The sequence below is a fragment of the Roseateles sp. P5_E1 genome (genome assembly GCF_054049335.1).
Genome location: NZ_JBFUMN010000007.1, coordinates 142,798 through 167,024, shown reverse-complemented (window position 1 = coordinate 167,024; position 24,227 = coordinate 142,798). Strand labels below are relative to the sequence as shown.

18 protein-coding genes are annotated in these 24,227 nt (G+C 66.3%); 9 read left to right on the top strand and 9 right to left on the bottom strand.

The features are described from left to right. Positions 1 to 28 precede the first annotated feature (28 nt). Positions 29 to 1,471 (bottom strand): apolipoprotein N-acyltransferase, encoded by a 1,443-nt coding sequence (gene lnt / locus ACXJKJ_RS09975; protein ID WP_457389998.1) that lies wholly within the window; start codon positions 1,469 to 1,471, stop codon positions 29 to 31. Next, entirely contained in the window at positions 1,468 to 2,349 is an 882-nt protein-coding gene (locus ACXJKJ_RS09970; protein ID WP_056204638.1) for an HlyC/CorC family transporter, read from the bottom strand. Before ACXJKJ_RS09970 ends, lnt begins: the two co-directional genes overlap by 4 nt. A 114-nt stretch (positions 2,350 to 2,463) precedes the next feature. Between ACXJKJ_RS09970 and ACXJKJ_RS09965 the strand changes: the two genes are divergently transcribed. From ACXJKJ_RS09965 to hslU, 5 genes are all read left to right on the top strand, one after another. Further along, the gene (locus ACXJKJ_RS09965; RefSeq protein ID WP_056204635.1) at positions 2,464 to 3,516 is read left to right on the top strand and encodes a CobW family GTP-binding protein; all 1,053 of its coding nucleotides are present in this window, start codon (positions 2,464 to 2,466) and stop codon (positions 3,514 to 3,516) included. Between the two features lie 157 nt (positions 3,517 to 3,673). Further along, positions 3,674 to 4,309, top strand: coding sequence for an RNA polymerase-binding protein DksA (gene dksA, locus ACXJKJ_RS09960; RefSeq protein ID WP_235532114.1), 636 nt, complete (start codon positions 3,674 to 3,676; stop codon positions 4,307 to 4,309). 167 nt (positions 4,310 to 4,476) lie between these two features. Then, the gene (locus ACXJKJ_RS09955; RefSeq protein WP_457319696.1) at positions 4,477 to 6,234 is read left to right on the top strand and encodes a hypothetical protein; all 1,758 of its coding nucleotides are present in this window, start codon (positions 4,477 to 4,479) and stop codon (positions 6,232 to 6,234) included. A 57-nt stretch (positions 6,235 to 6,291) separates the two neighbouring features. Next, positions 6,292 to 6,855 (top strand): ATP-dependent protease subunit HslV, encoded by a 564-nt coding sequence (gene hslV / locus ACXJKJ_RS09950; RefSeq protein ID WP_057296634.1) that lies wholly within the window; start codon positions 6,292 to 6,294, stop codon positions 6,853 to 6,855. Beyond that, positions 6,852 to 8,177, top strand: coding sequence for an ATP-dependent protease ATPase subunit HslU (hslU, locus tag ACXJKJ_RS09945; RefSeq protein ID WP_457389997.1), 1,326 nt, complete (start codon positions 6,852 to 6,854; stop codon positions 8,175 to 8,177). Before hslV ends, hslU begins: the two co-directional genes overlap by 4 nt. Before the next feature lie 5 nt (positions 8,178 to 8,182). Here hslU and ACXJKJ_RS09940 read toward each other — a convergent pair whose 3' ends face one another. After that, a complete protein-coding gene (locus ACXJKJ_RS09940; RefSeq protein WP_457389996.1) occupies positions 8,183 to 8,812 on the bottom strand; it encodes a helix-turn-helix transcriptional regulator in 630 nt (209 codons plus the stop codon). Between the two features lie 206 nt (positions 8,813 to 9,018). Here ACXJKJ_RS09940 and ACXJKJ_RS09935 point away from each other — a divergent pair, with 206 nt between their 5' ends. Further along, on the top strand, positions 9,019 to 9,747 hold the full coding sequence (locus ACXJKJ_RS09935; protein WP_457389995.1) for a response regulator: 729 nt from the start codon (positions 9,019 to 9,021) through the stop codon (positions 9,745 to 9,747). Here ACXJKJ_RS09935 and ACXJKJ_RS09930 read toward each other — a convergent pair. Then, positions 9,693 to 12,014, bottom strand: coding sequence for a hybrid sensor histidine kinase/response regulator (locus ACXJKJ_RS09930; RefSeq protein WP_457389994.1), 2,322 nt, complete (start codon positions 12,012 to 12,014; stop codon positions 9,693 to 9,695). The two genes, ACXJKJ_RS09935 and ACXJKJ_RS09930, sit on opposite strands and share 55 nt — an antisense overlap. A 13-nt stretch (positions 12,015 to 12,027) precedes the next feature. Beyond that, a complete protein-coding gene (locus ACXJKJ_RS09925) occupies positions 12,028 to 13,014 on the bottom strand; it encodes an ABC transporter substrate binding protein (protein ID WP_457389993.1) in 987 nt (328 codons plus the stop codon). A gap of 73 nt (positions 13,015 to 13,087) precedes the next feature. Here ACXJKJ_RS09925 and ACXJKJ_RS09920 point away from each other — a divergent pair, with 73 nt between their 5' ends. Further along, the gene (locus ACXJKJ_RS09920; protein ID WP_457389992.1) at positions 13,088 to 14,263 is read left to right on the top strand and encodes a phosphatase PAP2 family protein; all 1,176 of its coding nucleotides are present in this window, start codon (positions 13,088 to 13,090) and stop codon (positions 14,261 to 14,263) included. 20 nt (positions 14,264 to 14,283) lie between these two features. Here the strand turns inward: ACXJKJ_RS09920 and ACXJKJ_RS09915 are convergent, their stop codons facing one another. After that, positions 14,284 to 15,048 (bottom strand): type III pantothenate kinase, encoded by a 765-nt coding sequence (locus tag ACXJKJ_RS09915; protein WP_457389991.1) that lies wholly within the window; start codon positions 15,046 to 15,048, stop codon positions 14,284 to 14,286. 118 nt (positions 15,049 to 15,166) lie between these two features. Between ACXJKJ_RS09915 and ACXJKJ_RS09910 the strand changes: the two genes are divergently transcribed. Further along, complete coding sequence (locus tag ACXJKJ_RS09910) at positions 15,167 to 16,717, top strand: methyl-accepting chemotaxis protein (RefSeq protein ID WP_457389990.1); 1,551 nt, start codon at positions 15,167 to 15,169, stop codon at positions 16,715 to 16,717. 223 nt (positions 16,718 to 16,940) lie between these two features. On the opposite strand, the gene ACXJKJ_RS09905 is transcribed toward ACXJKJ_RS09910, so the two are convergent. Next, positions 16,941 to 17,423 carry a GreA/GreB family elongation factor gene (locus tag ACXJKJ_RS09905; protein ID WP_457389989.1) on the bottom strand — a complete coding sequence of 161 codons (483 nt, stop codon included), beginning with the start codon at positions 17,421 to 17,423 and terminating at the stop codon, positions 16,941 to 16,943. A 223-nt stretch (positions 17,424 to 17,646) separates the two neighbouring features. Here ACXJKJ_RS09905 and ACXJKJ_RS09900 point away from each other — a divergent pair, with 223 nt between their 5' ends. Continuing rightward, a complete protein-coding gene (locus tag ACXJKJ_RS09900; RefSeq protein WP_457389988.1) occupies positions 17,647 to 18,336 on the top strand; it encodes a glutathione S-transferase in 690 nt (229 codons plus the stop codon). A gap of 128 nt (positions 18,337 to 18,464) precedes the next feature. Here ACXJKJ_RS09900 and ACXJKJ_RS09895 read toward each other — a convergent pair whose 3' ends face one another. Together ACXJKJ_RS09895 and ACXJKJ_RS09890 are read right to left on the bottom strand one after the other, a co-directional pair. Continuing rightward, positions 18,465 to 21,341, bottom strand: coding sequence for a TIM-barrel domain-containing protein (locus ACXJKJ_RS09895; RefSeq protein ID WP_457389987.1), 2,877 nt, complete (start codon positions 21,339 to 21,341; stop codon positions 18,465 to 18,467). A gap of 5 nt (positions 21,342 to 21,346) precedes the next feature. Further along, positions 21,347 to 23,737 (bottom strand): glycoside hydrolase family 3 N-terminal domain-containing protein, encoded by a 2,391-nt coding sequence (locus ACXJKJ_RS09890; protein WP_457389986.1) that lies wholly within the window; start codon positions 23,735 to 23,737, stop codon positions 21,347 to 21,349. Positions 23,738 to 24,227 lie beyond the last annotated feature (490 nt).

The window sequence follows — 24,227 nt, the reverse complement described above, 5'->3', positions numbered from 1 at the left end:
AGGCGAGGGGGAGAGGGGGTGGCCGATTCTATGAGGCCGCCCTGCGCACGCCCGCCAGGGCCAACAGGGACAAAAGCCAGAGCGGCCAAAGCCCCAGCGCGGCCAGCCAGCGGGCATAGGGCGTGGAGCCGCTGCGGCCGTCGACTTCGACCTCCAGCACGCCGCGCTGCAGGGCGGGCAGCCGGGCGGTGATGTGGCCGTGATGGTCAACAAGGGCAGTGGCGCCAGTGTTGGTCGAGCGCGCGACGGGGCGCTGGAACTCGAGAGCGCGCATCTGCGAGAACTGCAGATGCTGGTCCTGGATCATGACGGTGCCGAACCAGGCCAGGTTGCTGACGTTGACGAAGGCGGTCGCCGCGTCGGGCCCGACGGCGCTCTGCACGAAGTCCTCGCCGAACAGATCCTCGTAGCAGATCAGCGGCCGCAGCCTCTGGCCGGCGACGGCCCAGGGGCGCTGGTGGTCGCCGCGGGCCTGGTCGTCCAGCGGGATGTTCATGGCATGCACGAACCAGCCAAAGCCCGGCGGGATGAACTCGCCGAAAGGCAGCAGGTGGCGCTTGCCGTAGTGGTAGTCGCTGCCCAGGGCGACGACGGAATTGACGAAGCCCTCGTCGGCATTGCCGAGGAAGGCGCCGAGCAGTGCGGGGCGTTCGGGGCGGGCCAGGCGCACGAGGGTGGCGCGGTCCAGCTCAGCCAGCGGCAGCGGCACGACCGATTCGGGCGTGATGACGACCTGGCCGCGCGCCGACTCGATGAGCCGGGCCAGCAACTCCAGATTGGCGGCGAAGCGGGCCGGGTCGAACTTCTGATCCTGCGGGATGCTGGGCTGGACCAGGGAGAGGGCCAGGCGGCCGCTGGAGGTCGTGAAGTCCTGCGGCAGCAGCAGGCCGGCCAGCGGGATCAGCAGCGCAGGCGCGGCCCAGGCAACGGCACCGCGCTTTAGCCATACCAGGCCGGCGGCCGCCAGCGCTGCCAGCGCGGAGATGCCGTAGACCCCCACCCAGGGCGCCCAGCCCGCCAGCGGGCCGACGGTGTGGGCGTAGCCCGCAGCGATCCACGGGAAGCCGCTGAGCCAGGTCGCCCGTGCCAGCTCGGCCAGCAGCCAGGCCGGCACCAGCGCCAGCAGCCGCCAGCGGCCCGGCGCGATCCAGCGCGCGGTCAGGCCCAGGGCCAGCGCGTAGAAGCCGCTGAGGAAGGCTGCCAGCAATGCCACCGCCAGCGCGGCCAGCAGCCAGGGGATGCCGCCGAACTGGTGCATGCTGATATGCAGCCACCACAGGCCCGAGGCCAGCCAGCCAAAGCCGAACAGCGCGCCGACCAGGGACGCAAACCGGGGCGTGGCCTGCTCGACGGTGGCGAACAGCAGCGCCAGCGCGATGGGCTGCAGATACCAGGCGCCGGTGGGCGCGAATGAGGCCGTGTGCAGCAGGCCTGCGGCCAGTGCGACAGCCGCAGCCCTCGCGCCCTTCACGCCTCGGTCTCGTCTTCGGGGGCGCGCGTGACCTTGAACCAGCGCACCGCGCCGCCGCGGGTCAGCATGACGGCGAAGTTCAGGCCGCCCACCTGCACGGTCTCGCCGCGGCGCGGCACGCGGCCGTGCTCATGGGCGATGAGGCCGCCGATGGTGTCGAAGTCGTTGTCCGGCAAGGCCAGGTTGAAGCTGCCGTTGACGGCCGCGATGGTCGCGTCGCCGGCGATGCGCTGGCTGCCGTCGGCCAGGGTGTAGATGCCGGACTCGCCATCCTTGTCGTCGAACTCGTCCTCGATCTCGCCGACGATTTCTTCGAGCACGTCTTCGATGGTGATGAGGCCGGCGGTGTTGCCGAACTCGTCGATGACGATGGCCAGGTGGTTGCGGTTGGAGCGGAAGTCGCGCAGCAGCTCGTTCAGGCCCTTGCTCTCGGGCACGAAGACCGTCGGGCGCAGCAGGGCGCGCAGGTTCAGCTCAGGCGCGCGCTGCATCTTGAGCAGGTCCTTGGCAAGCAGGATGCCCATGATGTTGTCGCGGCTGCCCTCGAAGACGGGGAAGCGCGAATGGCCGGTGTCGATGACGAGACCAAGCAGCTCGTCATAGGGCGCGTCGATGTCCAGCAGGTCCATGCGCGGTGCGGCCACCATGGCGTCGCCGGCCGACAGCTCGGCCATGCGCAGCACGCCTTCCAGCATCTGGCGCGACTCGGGCTCGATCAGCTCGCGCTGCTCGGCGTCGGCCAGGGTATCGATCAGTTCGCTCTTGGAGTCGGGGCCKGGGTGCAGGAACTCCAGCATGCGCTCCAGCAGGCCACGGGCCTCGGGCGGGTGTTTGGCGGCCCCGCGAACTGGGGGCCTGCCTGAATGCGGTTCGCTCAAGGGGAGCTGTCAAGGTATTGCGGAAGGGACAGAATAGCCGATTGATTTGACAAAACCTTGTGCTGGGCCTCCCAGCCCCCATATCTGCCGCCTTCGACGAAAACGGTTCCCATCATGTCCAAGCCCCAAGGCCTCATTCCCGCCACCATCCTGACCGGCTTCCTCGGTGCCGGCAAAACCACGCTGCTCAAGCGGGTGCTGACCGAGGCCCATGGCCAGAAGATCGCCGTCATCGAGAACGAGTTCGGCGAAGAGAACATCGACAACGACATCCTGGTGTCCGACACCAACGAGCAGATCATCCAGATGAACAACGGCTGCGTCTGCTGCACCATCCGCGAGGATCTGCGCACGACCCTGTCCGACCTGGCCGCCAAGCGCCGCAAGGGCGAACTGGACTTCGAGCGCGTCGTCATCGAGACCACCGGCCTGGCCGACCCCGGCCCCGTCGCCCAGACCTTTTTCATGGACGACGAGATCGCCGAGAGCTATCTGCTGGACTCGGTGCTGACGCTGGTGGACGCCAAGCACGCCGAGGAGCAGCTCAACAGTCGCCAGGAAGCGCGCATGCAGGTGGGTTTTGCCGACCAGATCTTCATCAGCAAGGCCGATCTGGTCGAGCCGGCGGCCGTCGAGGCCTTGGTGCACCGCATCAAGCACATGAACCCGCGGGCACCCATCCAGACCGCCCATTTCGGCGAGGTGGCCCTGGCCAAGGTGTTTGACCTGCGCGGTTTCAATCTGAACGCCAAGCTGGAGATCGACCCGGATTTCCTCAAAGCGGACGCTCACGACCACGGCCATCATCACCATGATCACGATCATGAACATGGCGAGCATTGCGACCATCCCCACCACCATGCCCATGATGACGACGTGAAAAGCTTCGTCTTTCGTGCCGACAAGCCTTTCAACCCGGCCAAGCTGGAGGACTTCCTGGGCGCCATCGTGCAGGTCTACGGTCCCAAGATGCTCAGATACAAGGGTGTCCTACACATGAAAGGCACGGACAAGAAGGTCATCTTCCAGGGCGTGCATCAGATGATGGGCTCCGATCTCGGCCCGAAGTGGATGCCGGGAGAGAAAAAGCAGAGCAAGATGGTGTTCATTGGTATCGACCTGCCAAAAGAGGTACTGATGCAAGGCTTGGAAGGCTGCTTGGCGTGATGTTTTTTTGCCCCGGGAGCACCGTTTCCCGGGGGGTGAAGGCTGAAGATTCCCTGTGGCTACAATCCGCCGCGCTCAAAATTGGGCAGCCGGCTGAAAAGCAGTGGGATCAAGGTCTGACACCGCGCCGATGCAAGCCCTGAGCGAGGAGAAGACAGTGAGCAAGACCCCGGCCCCCAAAACCGCCCCCAAGGGCGCCAAGAAGACTGACCCCGGCGCCGACGTCGCGATGCTCGAGGCGCCCGCGCCAGCCAACCGGTTCGCCGACCGGTTCGCTCCGCCCAAGCCCCCCGTGCGTGGCGCTGGCCATGTCGACGAGACGCCTCGCGTGGCCGCCAAAGGCGACCCCAAGCTGGTCAACGCCTGGAAGACCAAATCGGGCGCCGAGCTGACGGACGCCGAGGTGCTGGCCATGCCGGACTCGGAGTACATGAACGCGAAGCAGATCGAGTTCTTCCGCGCCAAGCTGACCGAGCTGAAGGACGGCGTGCTGTCCAACGCGGGCGAGACGACCGAGCATCTGCGCGAGGACACGACCATCGTCCCCGATCCGGCCGACCGCGCCACGATCGAGGAAGAACACGCCCTGGAGCTGCGCACCCGTGACCGCGAGCGCAAGCTGCTGAAGAAGATCGTGCAATCCATCGCGCGCCTGGACACCGGCGAGTACGGCTACTGCGACGAGACCGGCGAGCCCATTGGCCTGGGCCGCCTCATCGCCCGCCCGACGGCCACGCTGTCGCTCGAAGCGCAGCAGCGCCGCGAGCTCAAGCAAAAAATGTTCGGGGACTGAATGGAGCCCCTCGTCCAAGGTGAACCTTGGCCGGTCCCCCGAGGGGACGGCGATGCTTGCGGCGTTGAGCCGCAAGCACATCACCTGGGCGGGCCGGCTTGGGAGCGGCCCGGCGCTCGGCCCGTGGGTCGCTGACACCGTTCGTTTCCACGAGGCATAGTCCAGACATGTCCGAATCCAAGCCCGCAGACCCGAAGGAAGGCGACAGCTTCTTCCGCAAGGTGGCGCGCTTCGTGGCCAACCCCACGACGGACTGGGCCGAGATCAATTCGCGCCAGGACGACCCCGAGGGCGACCTTGCCAAGGCCGAACTGCGTGCGATGGTGGAGCGCAAGCGCCGCAACGATTTCGTGCGCAAGCGCGAGCTCGACATGCTGCGCCGCATCCGCCGCGAGGGCCTGACACCTGAGCAGCTCGCGGCCCTGGCCTCGTCGCCGTCCCGGATGGGCGACGACGAGCGCATCAGCGAGCCCAATTCCAAGATCGATCTGGGCGTGAAGGCCAAGATCGACGAGATCGAGCAGCAGATGGTGGGCGAGAGCTTTGCGACGACGCAGGCTGTGCCCAAGCAGCAGCCCGGGTTCTTCGACACCAGCACGCGGCCGGTGGCCTTCTCGTCCTCCGTCGCGACGCCGTCGCCTGCCGAGGCCAACGGCGGCCGGGTCAGCGAGTTCTCGACGCCGCGTGAGGTGCAGCGCCTGCAGGCGCCGACGCCGCCGGCTGCCGTGACCATGGGCGCGGCCATCCCGCCGCTGTCCGACTCGCCGCCCAGCCGCCTGCCCGACCTGCCGCCGCTGGACATGCCGCTGTCCTTCACGCTGGCCGAGTCCACGCCCGATGTCGAGGTGCAGGAGGTCGTGCACGACCCCGAGCTCGACGAGGCCGTCATCGCGTTTGCGAACGCCGATTACGAGAACAGCGAGCGTGCCCTGACCGAGCTCGTGCGCCCGGGCGGCAGCCGCAATCTGCACGGCGAGACCTGGCTGGTGCTGTTCGACCACTACCGCGCCACCGGCGCTCAGGGCAAGTTCGAGGCGCTGGCCGTCGAGTACGCCCAGCAGTTCGGCCTGTCGGCACCGCAGTGGTTCTCCATGCCCAAGCTGGTGGCCGAATCGACACGCCAGTCCAACCGCTCGCCCATGGCCAAGGCCAGCCAGGTCAGCTGGACGGCGCCCTCCACCGTGAGAGCCGAGGATGTGACGCTGCTGCAAAAGCGCAGCGAGACCCTGCCCATGCCTTGGGTCTTCGACTGGGGCCCGCTGGAAGAGATCGAGATCGAGGCCGCCATCCAGATGCGCCAGCTGTTTCGGGTCTGGGCCCAGCAGCAGGTCGACCAGCGATGGGTGGGCGGCGACCGCTTCCTGAACCAGCTCAAGGAGCTGGCGCCAGTGGGCGAACGCGACACCGACCCGGTGCTCTGGATGCTGCGGCTGGAAGCGTTGCGCCTGGCCAACCGACCCGATCAGTTCGACGAGGCCGCCATCGACTACTGCGTGACCTACGAGGTCTCGCCGCCGTCCTGGGAGCGCGCCAAGTGCCGCGTGCGCATCGGCGGCGAAGGCTCGTCGACCAACAGCCCGGCCACGAGCTCGATGCAGAGCGAGGCGCAGTCGACTTTCCTCGACACGAGCGTTGCCGAGGCCAGCCTGGCCCAGCTCGAATTGATGGGCCAGATGAGCGGCGATATCTCCGACAGCCTGCGCACGCTGTCCACCGAGGTCGGCGACGCCAGCATCATCAACATCTCCTGCACCAAGCTGATCCGGCTGGACTTCATGGCCGCCGGCGACCTGTTGAACTGGGTGCTGCAGCGCCGGACCGAGAACCGCATGGTCGTCTTCACCGACGCCCACCGGCTGGTCGCGCTGTTTTTCGGCGCGATGGGCATCAACGAGCATGCCAAGGTCAAGGTGCGGATCAACTGATCCCGCGGCCGCGGCCGACCTTGCGAAACCGCGGCTGAACCTCAACTGGGACGGCCTATGTCTTCAGAATCTTCTGCCGTCTATCACGGCACAACCATTGTTTCAGTGCGCCGCCAGACGCCCACCGGTTGGCAGGTCGCCATCGGCGGCGATGGCCAGGTGACCCTGGGCAACATCGTCGTCAAGGCCAGCGCGCGCAAAGTGCGCAAGCTCTACCGTGACCAGGTCCTGGCGGGCTTCGCGGGTGCCACGGCGGATGCCTTCACGCTGTTCGAACGTTTCGAGGCCAAGCTGGAAAAGCACCAGGGCCACCTGGTGCGCGCGGCGGTCGAGCTGACGCGTGACTGGCGCACCGACCGCGTGCTGCGCCGGCTGGAAGCCATGCTGGCCGTGGCTGACAAGACCGCGTCGCTGATCATCACCGGCAACGGCGATGTGCTGGAGCCCGAGCAGGGCATCGTCGCCATCGGCTCTGGCGGCGCCTACGCCCAGGCCGCCGCCAAGGCCTTGCTGGCGCACACCGATTTGAGCGCGTCAGACATCGTCAAGCGCTCGCTCGAGATTGCCGGCGAGATCTGCATCTACACCAACCAGAATCACACCCTCGAGGTGCTTGAATGAGTTCGATGACCCCTCAGGAAATCGTCTCCGAGCTGGACCGCCACATCGTCGGCCAGCAGGCCGCCAAGCGCGCCGTCGCGATCGCGATGCGCAACCGCTGGCGSCGCCAGCAGGTCGACGAGAAGCTGCGCGGCGAGATCACGCCSAAGAACATCCTGATGATCGGSCCGACCGGCGTCGGCAAGACCGAGATCGCCCGCCGCCTSGCSAARCTGGCCGRCGCGCCCTTCATCAAGGTCGAGGCGACCAAGTTCACCGAGGTCGGCTAYGTCGGCAAGGACGTGGACTCCATCATTCGTGACCTCATCGAGGTCGCCGTAAAGCAGGAGCGCGAGGGGGCCATGCGCCGCTGCCAGACGCGCGCCGAGGACGCCGCCGAGGAGCGCATCCTGCAGATACTGTTGCCGGGCAGCCCGAGCTCGCAGGACGGAGACAACGCGACGCGCCAGACCCTGCGCAAGCGCCTGCGCGAGGGCCAGCTCGACGACAAGGACATCGAGCTCGACCTGCTCGCCCCCAGGCCCACGATGGAAGTGCTCGGCCCCTTCGGCAACCAGCCAGGCATGGAGGACATGGCCGAACAACTGAAGGGCATGTTCAGCCAGTTCGGCGGCACTCAGAAGAAGACGCGCAAGCTCAAGGTCGCCGAAGCGATGAGGCTGCTCATCGAAGAGGAAGCGGCCAAGCTCGTCAACGAGGAGGAGATCCGCGCCGCGGCGCTGGCCAATGCCCAGGAGATGGGCATCGTCTTCATCGACGAGATCGACAAGGTGGCATCGCGCAACGAACACGGTGGCGCCGAGGTCTCGCGCCAGGGCGTGCAGCGCGACCTGCTGCCGCTGGTTGAAGGCACGACGGTGTCGACCAAATACGGCCTCGTCAGGACCGACCACATCCTCTTCATCGCCAGTGGCGCCTTCCACCTGGCCAAGCCCAGCGACCTCATCCCCGAGCTGCAGGGCCGCCTGCCCATTCGCGTCGAGCTGGATTCGTTGTCGGTCGCTGATTTCGAAGCCATCCTGACCAGCACCCACGCCAGCCTCGTCAAGCAGTACCAGGCCCTGCTGGCCACCGAAGGCGTCACGCTGGACCTGCAGCCCGCGGCCATTCGCCGCCTGGCCGAGATCGCCTTCGAGGTGAACGAGCGCACCGAGAACATCGGCGCGCGGCGGCTGGCGACGGTGATGGAAAGGCTGCTCGACGAGATCAGCTTCGATGCGCCGCGCAATGCGGGTCAGACGGTGACGCTCGATGCGGCGGCGGTCGACGCCAAGCTGGCGGCGCTGGCAGCGAACGAGGACTTGAGCCGCTTCATCCTGTAGCGGCGTCAGTGCGGCAGCGCCTGCGCGCTGCCCGTCCAGCGCAGCAGTTGCATCAGGGTAGGCGCCTGCGTCTTGCCAAGCAGGTTGCGCACATGGCTGCGTACGGTGCTCACGCACAGGCCGAGATGACGCGAAGTGGCATCCACCGGTTCGCCGTCGGCCAGCAGCAGCAGCACATGACGCTCGGCCTGGCTGAGGCGGAATTGGCGTGTCAACGCGTCGATGCGCGCAGCCTGGGTCAGCGCCGGCTGGTCCAGATGGATGGCGAGCAGGATGCTGCGCTCCGGCCAACCGGAAGCCCCCGCAATGGGCGGCGCCAGCGGCGCGGCATGCAGCCAACCCGTCGTCAGTCCGGGAGCGAACCACAGTCCCTTGCGCGACGACGACCCTGCGGCGGCCAGGGCCAGCAGATCCTCCAGGTGCGAGGCGTCGAGTTGCCCCAGGCTCATCAGGTGATCGCAGCGGGACTGCCACAAGCCTTCGGCCACCAGGTGTTCGGCGCTCGTGTTGGCAAACAGCACGCGCCGGTCTGGCAGCACCACCAGCAGTGGCTGGGGAAGGGCGCCGAGCACCTGTCGCGGGTTGGCGTCAAGAACCGGGCGTTCCTGCGATGAGATGGAAGCGGTTGGCAGCATGATGATCTCCCTGAGCCTCTGCGGCGCGACGACGCCGTCTGATGTCATCAAGTTTGGTGAGTGCCATGCATCTGCACCATTGCCGAGAAGTACATGGGCCGGCCGGTCTTGCGCATAGGCCATTGGACTAAGCCAAAAGGCTGCCCCCTGCCCTGTGCGGGGAGTGATGCGCGTCGATACCATCCGGCCCAGCAGGGAGACTGCCCATGAAGATTCTGTTGATCGATGACCACCCCTTGTTCCGCGAGGGCGTGGCGCTGCTGCTGAAACCACTGGTGGAAGCACTTGAAACCTGGGAGGCGGGCAGTTGCGAGGAGGCCTTTGCGGTGCTTGCCGAGCGCGGCGACGCCGATCTGGTCATGATCGACCTCGGCCTGCCAGGGCTGTCTGGCCTCGAGGGCCTGGGCCGGCTGCGGCGTGATCATCCTGAGGTGCCGGTCGTCGTGATGTCCTCGGCCGATGACAAGGACACGGTGCTTGCCGTGCTCGATGCGGGTGCGATGGGCTTCATTCCCAAGAGCTCGACGTCGCAGGTCATGCTGGGTGCGCTGCGCCTCATCCTTGCCAAGGGCATCTACCTGCCGTCATCGGTGTTCCTCGGCGGCCGTGCGCTGACTCCCGCCATGCCTGCACCGCTGGCTTCGCCTGCGCAGGGGCGGCGCCCGACCGAACTGGGCCTGACACCGCGCCAGGCCGACGTGCTGCATCTGCTGCTGCAGGGCAAACCGGCCAAACTGATCGGTCGGCAGCTGAACCTGTCGCTCAGTACCGTCAAGGCGCACACCTCGTGCGTGCTGCGGGCATTGAACGTGACGACGCGCACCCAGGCCGTACTGGCGGCGAGTCGCATGGGGCTGTGCTTCGAAGAGCCGGTGCCGGCTCAAGGCTCTGCCATTGATGCCAATGATTCCCTCATGGCTTCCAGCAACCGCTGAAGCCCGATCGGTTTGTGCAGCAGCCGGGCGCCGCAGGCTTGAGCTTGCGGCTGCAGGGCGGCTTCCGTGTTGGCCGTCACGATGACGGCGCCAATGTCTTCGTCATAGTGTTGGCGCAGCCGCGCGATGACCTCGAAACCATCGCGCCCGGCGCCGAGCTGGTAGTCGGTGACGATGAGGTCCGGCACACGCAGGTGCTGCTGCAGCTGGGCCAGCATGTCCTCGCAGGAGGCCGCTGCAACGACGTGGCAGCGCAGCGCGAGCAGTGCGTCGACCAGGGCCTGAGCATTCGTCTCTTCGTCATCGACGACGACGATGAAACGACCCTCGAGCGCTTGTTGGCTGGCCGCAAGCCTTGGCGAGACCTTCGCGGACCGCGTGGCGGGTCCGGCCAGCGGCATTTCGACGCGGAACACCGAGCCTTTGCCGACACGGCTGTGCACGCTGAGCCGGTAGCCCAGGATGTGGGCGCTGCGCTGCACGATGGACAGGCCCAGCCCCAGGCCCTTCTCCTGACCCGTGCCGGGCGCCTCGATGCGGAAGAACTCCTCGAAGATGGCTTCCTGGTAGCGGGGCTCGATACCGGGCCCGCTGTCCCAGACCTCCAGCTCGACCATCGCACCGCGGCGCCGACAGGCGACCAGCACGCCGCCTTCTCGCGTATAGCGGATGGCGTTGGCCGCCAGATTGCCGGCGATGCGCGCCAGCAGCGCGGCGTCGCCCTTCACGACGACGTCACAGGGTCGCACGCGCAGCTTCAGGCCCTTCTCAGCCGCCTGCGGGGCCCAGATCTGTTCCAGCCCATGCAACAGCCAGGCCAGGTTCACGTCCTCGATGTGGGCCTGCACCGTGCCGGCATCGAGTTTGGAGATGTCCAGCAGATTGCCGAACAGGTTCTCCATCGTTGCGACAGAAGACTGGATCTTGTCGGCCAGGGCCAGGTGCTCGGGACTGGTCAGCCGCCCCTGCAGCACGCCCAGCAGCAGGCTGATCGAGTGCATGGGTTGGCGCAAATCGTGGCTGGCGGCGGCGAGGAAGCGCGTCTTGGCGGCGTTGGCGCGCTCGGCTTCGTCCTTGAGCTGGGTGAGTTGCTCGGCGCGCGCGGAGAGGACGTCGCGGGCCTCGGAGAGCTGGGCGGTGCGCTCGGCGACTTTGGCTTCGAGGCTGGCATAGAGATCGCGCAGGCGGGAGGCCATTTGGTTGAAGTCCTGAGCGAGGTCTTCGATCTCGTCGTGGCGGTTCAGTTCCAGCGGCGCATCCAGGTTGCCGGCGGCAATGCGCGCAGTTGCCCGGCGCAGCGCGACGATGGGCGCGGCCATGCGGCGTGCGAACACCATGCTGGCCGCGACGGCCAGCAGGGCGCCTAAGCCTAGCAATAGCAGCGAGCGCTGCAACGTGGCCAGCGCGGGCAGCAAGGCTTCGCGCCGCGGCTGCTCGACGAACAACAGCCAGTCTGCCCGGGTCAGCGGCAGGCTGGTCGTGATGACTGTCTCGCCCGTCAGGTCCGTCGAATCCACGGCGTTCAGCAGCAAGGGGGCGGAGGCGGCGGCACGCGCCAGCCGCAAGGGAGGTGCGTCGCTCAGGTCGCGCCGGCGCAGCACCTCGCTCGGGCGAGGATGGGCGATCAGCCGGTTCTCGCCGTCCACCAGATAGACATTGCCGGCTTGTCCGACGCGCAGGCCCGACACCACGTCGGCCAGAAACCTCAGATTGATCGTCGCCACGGTGACGGCGCCACCCGGTCGCGGGTCGGCAACGACGAGTTGGACCTGCGGGTCGCCGCTGTCGGCATAGAAGGTGCGGCCGTAGCGCAGCGCGCCAGGCAACACGCCCTGCACCGTCGCCGGTTCAAGCAAGAGCTGGCCGCTGCTCATCCGGTCAACACCTGTGCGTGACACGCTCAGACGCTCACGGCCGTCTCTGTCCACGAGTTGAAACTCCGTCACCGCAGGCATCAACACCATGGCCCGGTGCCATTCCTGCAGACGCTCGTCGGCGCCCCAGCCCGGCTCGCCCCAGGGAAACTTGGCCGCGTCCTTCAGCCCCTCCTCCAGCACCTGCAGATACTGCTCGATCTCGCGTGCCGCAGCGCGGGCCTGCAACTGCTGCAACTGCTCGATGTGCTGGCGGGCCTCGCGGTAGCCGAACAACATTTCCAGCGTCGAGGCAGCTGACAGCAGCGCCAGCGTCATCAGCCCCAGCAGTACCAGATAGCGCCGTGCCAGCGAGCCCGGTCCGAACGTGCGCGCCAGCGCTTGCAGCGGCATCGGTCTCGGCCCCTCAGACGATGCGGTCCGCACGGCGGAGCAGGCGTGCACTGATGGGCTCGCCGCGCCAGCGGGCATCCGCCCTGGCTAGCAGCAGAAAGCGGCGGGGCCGCTCGATGGGAATGCGGCTCGGATCTTCACCGCCGGCCACGCGTGCGACCAGCTCTGCGAGCTTGGGAAAGACGAAGCTGTTGTCTGCCACGTAGGCGATCTCGCCGCCGTGCTCCACCTCGCCCGGCGTGCAGAACATGCCGGGAGCCTTCAGCCGGCGTAGATGCGCCAGGACGCGCGCCTCGCCGACATAGGCGAGATCGGTCGGCAGCACGTACCAGGCGTCTTCCTGCGCTGCCGAGGGTTGCTGCATCAGCCGATCGATGTCGTCCGCCGTGTCACCGCAATACAGCGTCGCCTGCAGGCCCATGTGCTGCGCATCGGCCAACACGCGCCCCACGCCCTGGTAGTGCTCAGCCCATGAGCGGTCGGTCAGCAGCCCGACGCGTCGAATGCCCGGAAAGCCCTCGTGCAGCGTCTGCATCCGCTTGGCGTCCAGCCAATCCGCCAGCGAAATGCCGGTCGCACGGCCGCCAGGCAGGCGGTCTGAAGTGGCGAAGCCGGCGCGGATCGGGTCAAGATAGCTGGCAAACACCACCGGAGTACCTTCTGAAACCGAAGTCGCCAATACGGCGGAGTTGCCCGTCGGGGCCACCATGACGGGCGGCCTATTGCGTGCCGCTGCGGCGATGAGGGCTCGCTTCGCGGTGTGATCGCCTTTCGGGCAGGCCAGATAGGTGAGGTTGGCGAACAGCAAAAGTCCGGGTTGATGCCGTTGGACGGCTGCCTGGAATTTCTGCCACGGCAAAAAGCGTTCCGGGGGGCCATCACCAATGAATACCACCGATGGTTTCGGCAAACGAGCTGAAGAGGCCGTGAGGCACAAGGCTGCGGGCCATACGAGCCAATGGCGACGGTGCAGCACCAAAGACTCAGCCGAAATGCTCATGGTGGGAAATGTTGCAAGTTGTTAGCCTACCGGCGGCAATGATGCCAAATCTCATCAGACAGGAGTGCAAGTCATGGATAGTCCCAGGGAGTCGTATGCATGGGTGAAAACGGTCTGCGACAAGGCGGCGGCACCTGCTTTGCCCCCTTGTACCGATGAGCCGTCGTGTCAGGAAGAAGAGGCCAAGTTCACGTCTGGAGACAGGCCGCCTTTTGTGGCCGCGGCCGTCCAGCAAGAGCTTTCTGCCGAGGAACTGAAGACGGTTAGCCAGTGCTGTGATGCGCACCATCTGCGGCTCATCGCAATGAGCAGCGTCTATGGCGAGTGGCGCGTCGACCCGATATACGGCGGGCAAGGCGGCATCTCGTTCGAGGTGATCCAGTTCATCGGCAAGCGGGAGACGGCAATTCGCTGGCTGCAAACGGCCGAAGGGATCACCTGGCGCAGCAATGCCCTGCACCTGGCGTTGCTGAAGTATGAGCTTCCCGAAGAGGAAGCGGCACCTGCAGCCAAAGCGTCGGTGAACGAGCCGCGCACAGGTGTTCTGCCTGCAGGCATGGCTGCATTCCCGATGCCGTCTTGGCGGTCGGACTACCTCAAGCTGGCAAGAAAGGGCAGCCCGGATGCCGGGCGCTGGTTGAGCAACGATCAGCTCAACACGTTGAGGGACGACTTTGTGGAGCCCGGCGTTCTCCACCTGCTCAGCGTGGGCAACGAACTCGGGTCCTTCCCGAGCGCCGCGTTGACGCAACTGGAGATTGAGGAGATACGCAGCCAGTCGAGCGACATGGCGGCGTTGACGACAGTGGCGGCGGGGGCGGCGGCGGCGGTGTTGCTGGACAAGCCCGCAACCATGGAGTTGCTTGAGCGCATTCGTCGTGAAACGCGCGACACGACCTTCGCTCTGAAGCTGATCTTCAACCGGGGACGCCCATGGGACCTTCCGACTGCTCCCGGGCTGGCCATCCAGTCCGGCGAGCCCTTGTTCCCGGCGCATGCCGCCTATCCGGCGGGTCATGCGGTGCTGGCCTATTCAGCCGCAGCCTTGATGACCGTTGCTCGGCCGACGGATGTGGCGGAATACTTGCGCCGCGCCAAGCAGGTGAGTGCCAATCGCGTCAAGGGCGGCTTTCACTGGCCGAGCGATCTGGAGGCGGGCCAAACGCTCGCGGCTGCCATCGTCGCTCTTCTGCTCACTGATCAGCGGATGACGGATTTGATCGCTCGCGTCAGGCGTGAGTGGCCTTGACCGGCACGGTCGCCTTTGACTCAGCCCCGCGCCGAATTGATCGCCAGCAGCCCATCGAAGATCAACCCTTCGATGAGCTCATGGGGCGCATCCAGCGCCGGCGCGACCTTCCAGCCCGCACCGCCGGTCATCAGCAACAGCGGCTCGCGGCCCTCGCGCTTGGCCAGCAGGCGGAACATGCGTTCGATGGCGCCGGTGATGGCGAAGGTGCCGCCCGTCGTCAACGCGTCGCTGGTGTTGGTCGGGAAGTCGCGCACCTCGCCCGTCGGCACACGCAGGCCGGCGGTGCCGCCTTCCAGCGCGCGCAGCATGATGCCGTGGCCGGGCAGGATGAGGCCGCCCAGGAACTCGCCGTCGGTGGACAGCGCGTCCACCGTCACCGCCGTGCCCACCATGACCACCAGCACCGGGCCTTCGAAGCCGCGCTTCTTGGCGTGTGCATGGGCGCCGATGACGGCCACCCAGCGGTCGGCGCCCAGGCGCGTCGGGTGGTCGTAGCCGTTTCTCACGCCGGCCGCCTCGGCGGCGGGCACGACCCAGCGGGGCACCAGGTCCCAGTGCTCCATCTGCTCCTCGACACGGCGGCGCACCGCGTCGCCGGCCACATTGCTGCCCAGGATGCGTGCGGGCGGGGCCAGGGCTTGCCAAGCCTCGTCGGCGAGGCGGTCGATGTTCTCCAGGAAAACGGCACCGTGCTGCGTCGGCGGGCTGCCAGGTTCGGCGCCGTCTTCATAGACGGCCCACTTGAGCCGGGTGTTGCCGATGTCGATGGCCAAAAAGCTCATGGTGGGCTGTGCCGTGAACGATGCCGCGAGCCTACCAGCGCATTTGTATCTGCCCGTGCGGGTTTCTGCTTCAATCAGCGGCTATTTCTGATTGCCCTTTCCCACGAGGAGAACCGCCATGCTGCGACGCCTGCGTATCCAAGCCCGCCTCTGGCTGGCCTTCGGCATCATCCTGGCGATGACGGCGCTGCTGGTTGCCGTCGGTGGCTTTGGCCTGAACGTGTCGCAGAAGGCCATCCAGGGCATCACGCAGAAGCTCATCCCGACGTCCAACATCACCGTTGCGGCCCGCAGCCACCTGCTGCAGAGCAAGACGGCCACATCGACGCTGGTGGCCTCCATCTTCAACAAGGAAGGCATGGCACGGGCCCGCAAGGAGTGGGACGGCGCCCAGGCGGGCCTGGACAAGGCGATGGACGACTTCGGCAAGATGACGACCGAAGACAAGGGTCGCGAGGCGCTGGCGAAGTTCCGTGTGCTGATGGCCGACTACCGCAAGGCCGTCAAGCCGGTGGCCGACAAGATCAGCGCAGATGGTTTCGCCGACGCCCAATCGGCCTTCGAGGAGATGAAGGCTGCGGACGTCGCCTATGAGCCGGCGCTGTCCATGCTCAACAACATCGAGGCCGACCTGAAGAAGCGGGGCGATGACATCTTTGCGACGGTGGACAAGCTGGTGGGCAACGTCTTCGTCGGCTTCATCGTCGCCTTCGTCGTCTGCGTCATCGCGGGCGGCGCGCTGGCCGTGCTGATCTCGCGCTCCATCATCGGCCCGCTGGTGGCAGCCAAGCGCTTTGCCGAACGCATGGCCGGCGGTGACCTGTCGCGTGCTCCCGAGGCCAGCGGCACGGACGAGTCCGCCGAGATGATGCAGGCCCTGGCCGCCATGCAGAAGTCGCTGTCCGAGATCGTGGGCCAGGTGCGCGAGTCGGCCGAGAGCATCCAGGTCGCCTCCAGCGAGGTGGCCAGCGGCAACATGGACCTGTCGCAGCGCACCGAGCAGACGGCGTCCAACCTGCAGCAGGCTTCCAGCTCGATGACGCAGCTGACCGGTACCGTCAGCCAGAGCGCTGACTCGGCCATGACGGCCAAGCAGCTGGCCGGCGCCGCCGCCGAGACGGCCGGACGTGGTGGCGAGGTCGTGTCGCGCGTCGTCAGCACCATGGGCGAGATCAACAATGCCAGCCGCAAGATCGCCGACATCATCGGCACCATCGACGGCATCGCCTTCCAGACCAACATCCTGGCGCTGAATGCCGCAGTGGAAGCGGCCCGCGCCGGCGAGCAGGGCCGCGGCTTCGCGGTCGTCGCCGGCGAAGTGCGCTCGCTGGCCCAGCGCTCGGCGGAAGCGGCGCGCGAGATCAAGGCGCTGATCGGCGCCAGCGTCGAGCGCGTCGAGGCCGGCACGCATCTCGTCAACGACGCCGGCACGACCATGACCGACATCGTCGGCTCCGTGCAGCGTGTGACCGACATCATTGGCGAGATCAGCGCTGCCGCCGTCGAGCAGAGCCAGGGCTTGCGCCAGGTCAACGGCACCGTGACGGAGCTGGACCAGATGACGCAGCAGAACGCTGCGCTGGTGGAGGAGTCCGCCGCGGCGGCTCAGTCGCTGAAGGAACAGGCCGTGCGGCTGGCGGGGCTGGTGAGCAGCTTCAAGCTGAGCTGACCGGGACTGCCGGCAAGCGGGCGTCGCTGCTGCCGCGTCGACGGGTGAGCCGATGACGGCAACCTCTGACAAGCCTTGCAGTCAGTGCCACCGAAGTGAATTGATGTGCGCGAGGCCGAGAGCCCGAACGAACTCCGCATAGCTCGCCAGGAGTTGTGCGGAGCTTCCTGAAGGGGTTGGGGCGATTGATTTCTGATCAAGCCGCCGTGAACTTGCTTGCGGCTCAATGAACCCGCAGCACCTCAAACCGCTGTCGGATCAGAGCCGCCTGTATCGACACCTCGTCACCCTCACATTTGCCCAGCATGGCCTTGCCCAACGGGGATTCGCTGCTGATGACCTGAATGGTCTGAGCGCCGCTGACCAACTTCATGCTGCCCCCAGCCGGGCCGAGAAAGAGCTGTTGCTGCTTGTCGTCGGCATCGACCAGGCAAACCAGCGCGCCGAGCTGTATGCCTTTGCTGGCGTCGTAGGGGCGCGGGCGGAATTGGCGCCAATTGGCCATCGCCTGGCGGATGGCTTCGGCGCGACGAGCTTGGCCGGTGGCCAGGTAGGCCGCTTCCAGACCCAACGTGTCGTATTTGTTCTCGGCGATATTTTCTTCGTGAGTTGCCGTTTCATGGGCCGCCCGCGCTGCCTGTTCGGCTTGCAGCAGGTCTTCGGCGAGCCGTTCCAACACCTGCTGCTGCAGCAAGAATTTATCCATGATGAAAGGTAGACATCTCGAACAAGCGGGCGCGGATCGTGATTGTGAAGGGCTCCACCAGCTTTCGAGGCTTCTGTTGACTGCAGCCACACTTCGGCCTTGGTCGAATGATGCTGGTCACGGGCCGCTGGCGAGGCCCCGCGGTGCGACCATTGGCCACCCTGCCTCCAGTGACCTGGGGCTGCGATCCAGATCGACGTGCGTAGCTGCACAGACCTCACCCATGCACGCATCGACCCTGACACCGCACGCACCACTCACCACCCCAGGTCCACAGTTGCCGCGGCTCTACACCTTTCGCCGCTGCCCCTACGCCATGCGAGCACGGATGGCACTGCTGCAGGCCGGGCGGGCCTTCGAGGCGGTGGAGGTCAGCTTGCGCGACAAGCCAGCAAGCTTGYTGGCCCTATCGCCCAAGGCTACGGTACCAGTGCTGCAGTTGCCCGATGGCAGCGTGATCGAGGAGAGTTGGGACATCATGCGCTGGGCACTGGCCGCGCCCGATGCGCAGGGCTGGTGGGCGCGGGCGCAGTCGCCTGCGAACCTTGACCTGGTACAGCGAAACGACGGCGACTTCAAGCATCACCTGGACCGCTGGAAGTACCCCCAGCGCTACGCGAGTGAGACCCTCACGCCAGACGCACACCGCGACAGGGCGCTGGATGTGCTTCTGCGACCGCTAGAGGCACGGCTGCAAAGCGCGCCCTGCCTGGGCGGCGCCACGCCCTGCGCCACCGACTTGGCAGTGTTGCCCTTCGTCCGCCAGTTCGCCTCGGTGGAGCCGGGATGGTTTGCAACGCTGAACCTGCCATCGGTATGTTCCTGGCTGAACGGCTGGCTCGTCAGCCCGCTATTCGTTGCTTGCATGTACAAGTTACCCGCGGAAGGTGCGATTCGCTTTCCGTCGCTCTAACGCTTGCTTGGCCGTCGATCAAGCGATCGGTCGCCGCTCGGCATCGTTGGCCTCATCACAAATCGCGTCGATCTGTTCAAGCCGTGACGCGGCGCCTTCTGCCGTGGTCCCATTCGCCGACGGTGCCCTTACAGCGCCTTGATGACGATACGGTCTCCTGAATAGGTCACGGGAATAGCAGGCGCATCGAAGTCGACGGTGCGGTCGCCGGGTTTGAGGAAGCGGATGTTGAAGGTTCTCTTCGTCACCATGCCCGCATAGCCCCCGGAGCGCGGCCCGATGGTGACTTCGGCGCGCTTGTCGTCATAGGCAAAAGGGATGCGCGTGTACTGGCCAGCCTTGTACGAGTTTGAAATGCCGTCGTCCTCGTAGAGGCTGTAGCTTCCATCGGCGCCGGTGTAGACATAGATGGTGAGTGGCGCGTCGGGCTTCTCGTCCACATATTGCGTGACAGGCCCCATGGGCACGATGGCGCCTGCTTTGACGTAAATGGGTATCTGGTCCAGCGGTGCGGCCACGGTTCGCGCCTCGCCGCCCTTGACCGCCTCACCCGTCCAGACGCTGTACCAGGTCGACGTGCCAGGGAAGTAGACCGTGCGGGACGTCGCGCCATACCGCGTCACCGGCGCCACCAGCATCGATTTGCCGAACAGGTACTGGTCGGCGATCTTCTTGGCCGTGGCGTCTGCCGGGAAGTCGAGTGCCAGGCCGCGCATGATGGGTGCGCCCTCGTAGTGGCTGTCAGCGGCGGCCGTGTAGATATAGGGCATCAATCGGTAGCGCAGCTCCAGGAACCACACCAAGTTGGCCCGCATGGCGGACCCCTCGGGCGAGATCTCGTGGATCTCGCGCTTCACGCCTTCGCCGTGGCTGCGCATCAAGGGTGACAAGGTGCCGAACTGCCACCAGCGCTGATTCAGCTCCTGCCACTCCTTCAGGTCTTCGGCGGTACGCACGCCGCCTGCCACGCGGTTCTCCTGAAGCCCCGCGACCGACTTGTCCTGAAACCGGGCTTCCTGGGAATAGCCGCCGATGTCGTGCGTCCAGTTGGGCACGCCTGAAAACCCGGTCTGCACTCCTGCCGAGATCTGCTTGTACAGGTTGTCCCAGGTGCCGACGACATCCCCCGACCACACGGCCGCCGCGTTTCGCTGCACGCCCGCGAAGCCGGAGCGGGTCAGGATGAAATGGCGCGCGTCCGGGCGGTCCCGCTGCAGGCCGTCGTGAACGGCCTGGGTGCTCATAGTGGCGTAGGCGTTGGTCACCAGCGCACCCGGCCCCATCTGCGTCGGCGTGATCAGTTCGGCGAGTTCTTCCGGGCTGGCGTTGGAGCGCACGTCGGGTTCGGTGTTGTCCATCCACCAGGCATCGAAGCCGAGGTCGACCAGGGGCTTCTTCATCTGGCGGTAGAAGATGTCCCGCGCTTCCTGGTTGTAGGGCGAAAAGTGGCTGTTGAGATGGCCCGCGCCGACCCAATCCTTCATGCCGAGTTCGACATTGCGGCGCCACATATAGCCCTTGGCGTCCAGCTCCTTGTAGTTGGCGGTGTTGGGATAGAACTTGCCCCAGATCGAAATCATGATCCGGGCATGCTGGCGATGAACTTCATCGACCATGCCCTTGGGATCGGGGAAGCGCGTCGCATCGAAGGCATGGCTGCCCCACTGGTCTTCCGGCCAGTAGAACCAGTCCTGCACGATGTTGTCGATGGGCCAGCGATTGGCGCGGTAGGTCTTGAGCACGCCGAGCAACTCGGCCTGCGTGCGGTAGCGCTGCCGGGACTGCCAGAAGCCGTAGGCCCATTTCGGCATCAGCGGCGGGATGCCGGTGACGTGGTGATAGCCGCGAATGACGCCTTGCAGCGAATCGGCGCCGATGAAGTAGTAGTTCAGGCCGGTGCCGGCTTCGGACGTGAAGCGCAAGGAGTGCTTGTCGGCGGCCGGCTCGGGGTCGGAGTGGTGCAGCGAGATGAGGCCACTCGTCGGCCGCCATTCGACATGCAGGTTGACCGGCTTGCCTTGGCTGAACGGCTGCTCGAAATTGTTGTACCAGCCGTTCCAATTCGCGCGCCAGATGCCATGGTCGAAGAGGGTCTGGCCGTCGACCTTCAGCGTCACGTAGTCCGAAGCGAACAGGCGCATCTTGTGCGGCCCCGGCTTGTCGGAAGTGGCCGTGCCCTCCCAGACGACCCGGACCTTCTTGCCCCGAGTGGCGGCCTTGCTCAGCGCGGCGTCGGTGGGCCAGTAGTTGCGGACATCGCTGAGGAACTGATAGCGGATGTCGGGCTCCACGCGGGTCAGGACGAGTTGATCGTCGACGTAGTACTTCGCGGTCAGGCCGCTGGTGCCGTCCAGCGCGGTGAGCTTCAGGTCACGGCTGGCCAGCCCGAAGCGCTGCGGATTGCCGAATCGCGTGACGGCGCTGTTGTCCCAGAGCACGCCGTAGTTCCTGTCGGATACGACGAACGGGATGGCGATGTCCATGTTGTGCTGGCGCAGCTCGACATCCTCGCCGTTCAAGTCCATCTGGGCGTTCTGGTGCTGCCCCAGGCCGTAGAACGCCTCGGTCGTGCCCCGGTTGAACTGGGCGGAGGGAGCGACGTAGGGCCGGCCCTCGACCATGACCGGCTGGAGGTCGGCCCGCTCAGTCGTCAGCACGGCGACACCCTTGGCGTCAAGGAAGGTGACCCGGCCATCCTTCAGCGACACCTGGGCCGACGCCTTGCCTGCATCGAGCGTCACGGCGTCGGGGCCGGCCTTCACGGTGAAGCGTCCGCTTGGCTTGGCGACGGCCATCAGCGACTCGATCTGCGCACGCGCCGGATCGTCGACCCCGGTGACCTGGATGATCGACTCCGTGATGGCATTCAAGCGCAGCTCCTTCACGCTGCCCGTATCGGGCCTCACCAACACGCCCGTGGGCGTTTGCTGGTAGGTGCCGGCGAAGGAAGTCGTCGTCGCCAGCAACGTGGCGGCAAGCATGGAAAGCGAGAGGGAAGGGGTCATGTCGTTCAGGCTGCGGCGACCGTCAAGGTGGTGGTCTTCAGATCGACGCTGTTGGGGCCGGCCATGATGGTGAAGCTGCCGGGCTCGACGACGCGCTTCATGTCCATGCCGTGGAACTGGAGTTCTGCTGGCGTGATCGTGAGGGTGACGGTCCGCTTCTCGCCCGGAGCTAGCGTGACCCGCGCGAAGCCCTTGAGTTCCTTGACGGGCCGGGTCACCGAAGAAATGTCGTCGCGGATGTACAGCTGCACCACCTCGTCGCCCGCGCGCTTGCCGGTATTGGTGACGTCCACCGAGACCGTCACGCTGTCCGCCGACCCGATGGTTGCCTTGGACAGGCGCGGCTCCGACAGCGCGAACGTCGTGTAGCTCAGGCCGAAACCGAAGGGATAGAGCGGTGTGTTGTCGCTGCCCAGGTAGCCGCGGCCGGCCGTCGGCTTGGCGTTGTAGTACACGGGCAGTTGCCCCACGTTGCGGGGGAAGCTGATCGGCAGCTTGCCGCCCGGGTTGGCGCGGCCGAACAGGATGTCGGCCACCGCGTGGCCGGTTTCCTGGCCGAGGTACCAGCCTTCGATGATGGCGCTGGCCTTGGCCTGCAGCAGGTTGATCGCCAGCGGTTTGCCGTTGAGGAGGAAGACGACTGTCGGCTTGTTCAACGCGAAGATGGCGGCGGCCAGGTCGTTCTGCTGGCCGATCAGTTCCAGCGAATCCCGGTCGCCCAGATGGGTGTCCGACCAGGCCTCGCGGGTGGTCTGTTCGTTGTCGCCCAGCACCATCACGATCGTGTCTGCCGCCTTGGCCGCCTCGACGGCCTCCGCGATGAGGCGGGCATTGACCGCCGGGGCGATGAAACGCACTTCGTCTTCCGTCCACTCGCGCTTCTCGGTCAAGCGCACGGCTTCCCGGTACTCGAAGGCGAAGCCCTGCGACTTCGCTTCGCTGGCCAGTGCGTCGTGGATGGACACCACATGGCGGGGAATGTCGGAGTAGCCGCCGATGGGCGTGTCCTTGGCATGCGTGCCGAGCAGCAGCAGCTTGCCGACCTTTTTGCCGTCGAGTGGCAGTACCCCGTCGTTCTTCAACAGCACGACGGATCGCACCGCCGCTTCACGCGCCAGGGCCACCGCGTCCGGTGTGGCGGTCAGGCCGTCCGCCTTGCTGGCGTCGACATACGGGTCTTCAAACAATCCGGCGAGGAACTTCAGCTCCAGGATGCGGCGCACGACCACGTCGAGCTCGGCCTCCTTGATGCGGCCGGCCTTCACCAGGTTGACGAGCTCGGGGAAGCCGCCGGTGTCAGGCGTTTCGATGTCGACCCCGGCGGTGAAGGCGCGATAAGCCGCCTCCTTCATGTCAGGCACCAGCCGGTGGCGCGACACCAGATCCCCGATCGCGAAGTAGTCCGAGACCGTCAGGCCCTTGAAGCCCCATTCGCCGCGCAGGATGGTTTTCAGCAGCCACGGGTTGGCATGTGAAGGGATGCCGTCGATCTCGTTGTACGACGGCATGACGGCCGCAATCGGCGTCTCGCGGATGATCTTCTCGAACGGCGGGAAGAAGACTTCGCGCAGCACCCGCTCGGAGATCTGCGCCGGCGCGGTGTTGATGCCGCGCTCGGGCTGACCATGGCCGGTCATGTGCTTGAGCGTCGCCAGCACCTTGGCCGGCGCCAGCTTGCGCTCGGTGCCGGAGAAGCCAATGACCGCCGCCTTGCCCAGCACGCTCGTCAGGTAGGGGTCTTCGCCGAGGGTCTCCTCCACGCGGCCCCAACGCGGATCGCGGCAGACATCGACGACCGGCGCCAAGGCGAGGTTGGCACCCCGCGCCCGCATCTCCCGCGCGCAGACCGAATAGATCCGCTCGATCAGCGCTGGGTCGAAGGAGGACGCCAGGCCGATCGCCTGCGGGAAGCAGGTCGCGTCGCGCGCCGCGTAGCCATGCAGACTTTCCTCGTGCATGAACAGCGGAATGCCCAGCCGCGTGCGCTGCACCGCCCAGGCCTGGGCGGCATTGACATAGGCTGCCGTCTCGGCCGCCGTGCGGTTGGCCATATTGGCATCTGCGCCGGCGTTGGTGTTGTCCACGCCCTTGCGGTCACTCGGCCGGGCAAGCATGCCCAAGCCGTGCGGCAGCGCCTGCGCGGCCTGCGCCGCGTCGAAGTCGCCGCGTTCGTTCTGCACGCGGTTCTTGCCGATCCAGATGCACATGGTCTGGGCCACCTTCTCCTCCAGCGTCATGCGGGAAAGCAGGTCCTTGACGCGCACCGCCACGCCTGCGGACGCCTGCTTGTAGAGCGGCTGATCGGACTGAGCCGCCACCGCATGGCCTGCCGTGGCAAGCCCGACGGCACCGACACCTTGGACAAAATTGCGACGCGTCACACCGGCAGTACTCATGGGTCTCCTTCGTAGGCGGTTCAGTCTGGGCGCGCACCCTAACGCATGGCGGCGCATGGCGGCAGGCACTGGCGGGAAAGGGGGCTCACCCGCGCGGGGCAGAGTATTGCAACCCGCCAGTCGGCGCGCGATGCCTAAGCACGCTTGCGGCCGCAGTGTCACATCCACGTCTTGGACGGCTGCGCCGCCCGCTAACCGCGAACGTTGAATGTCAGCTTTGCGGCCGCTCAACAGGCCTGGTGCGGACTCCGATTCGGGTCGGTTCCGCCAGCTCGTTGGCCACGATAGCTGTCGTTGACCCGCCCGGCGCCCCGGGTCACGGTCGTCTCAAGCGCGAGCGTCGGTGAATGGCCGGTCCCGGTGGTCCAGCAGTCGCTCAGTCGGCACCCCGTTCAATGACAGTTGCCGCCGACAGCGGCCATCAGGTCGCGAAATCTGGGTGGCAGCGTTCAGCCTGGAGCTGCTCTCGCCGCGGTCGGGATCAGTGCCG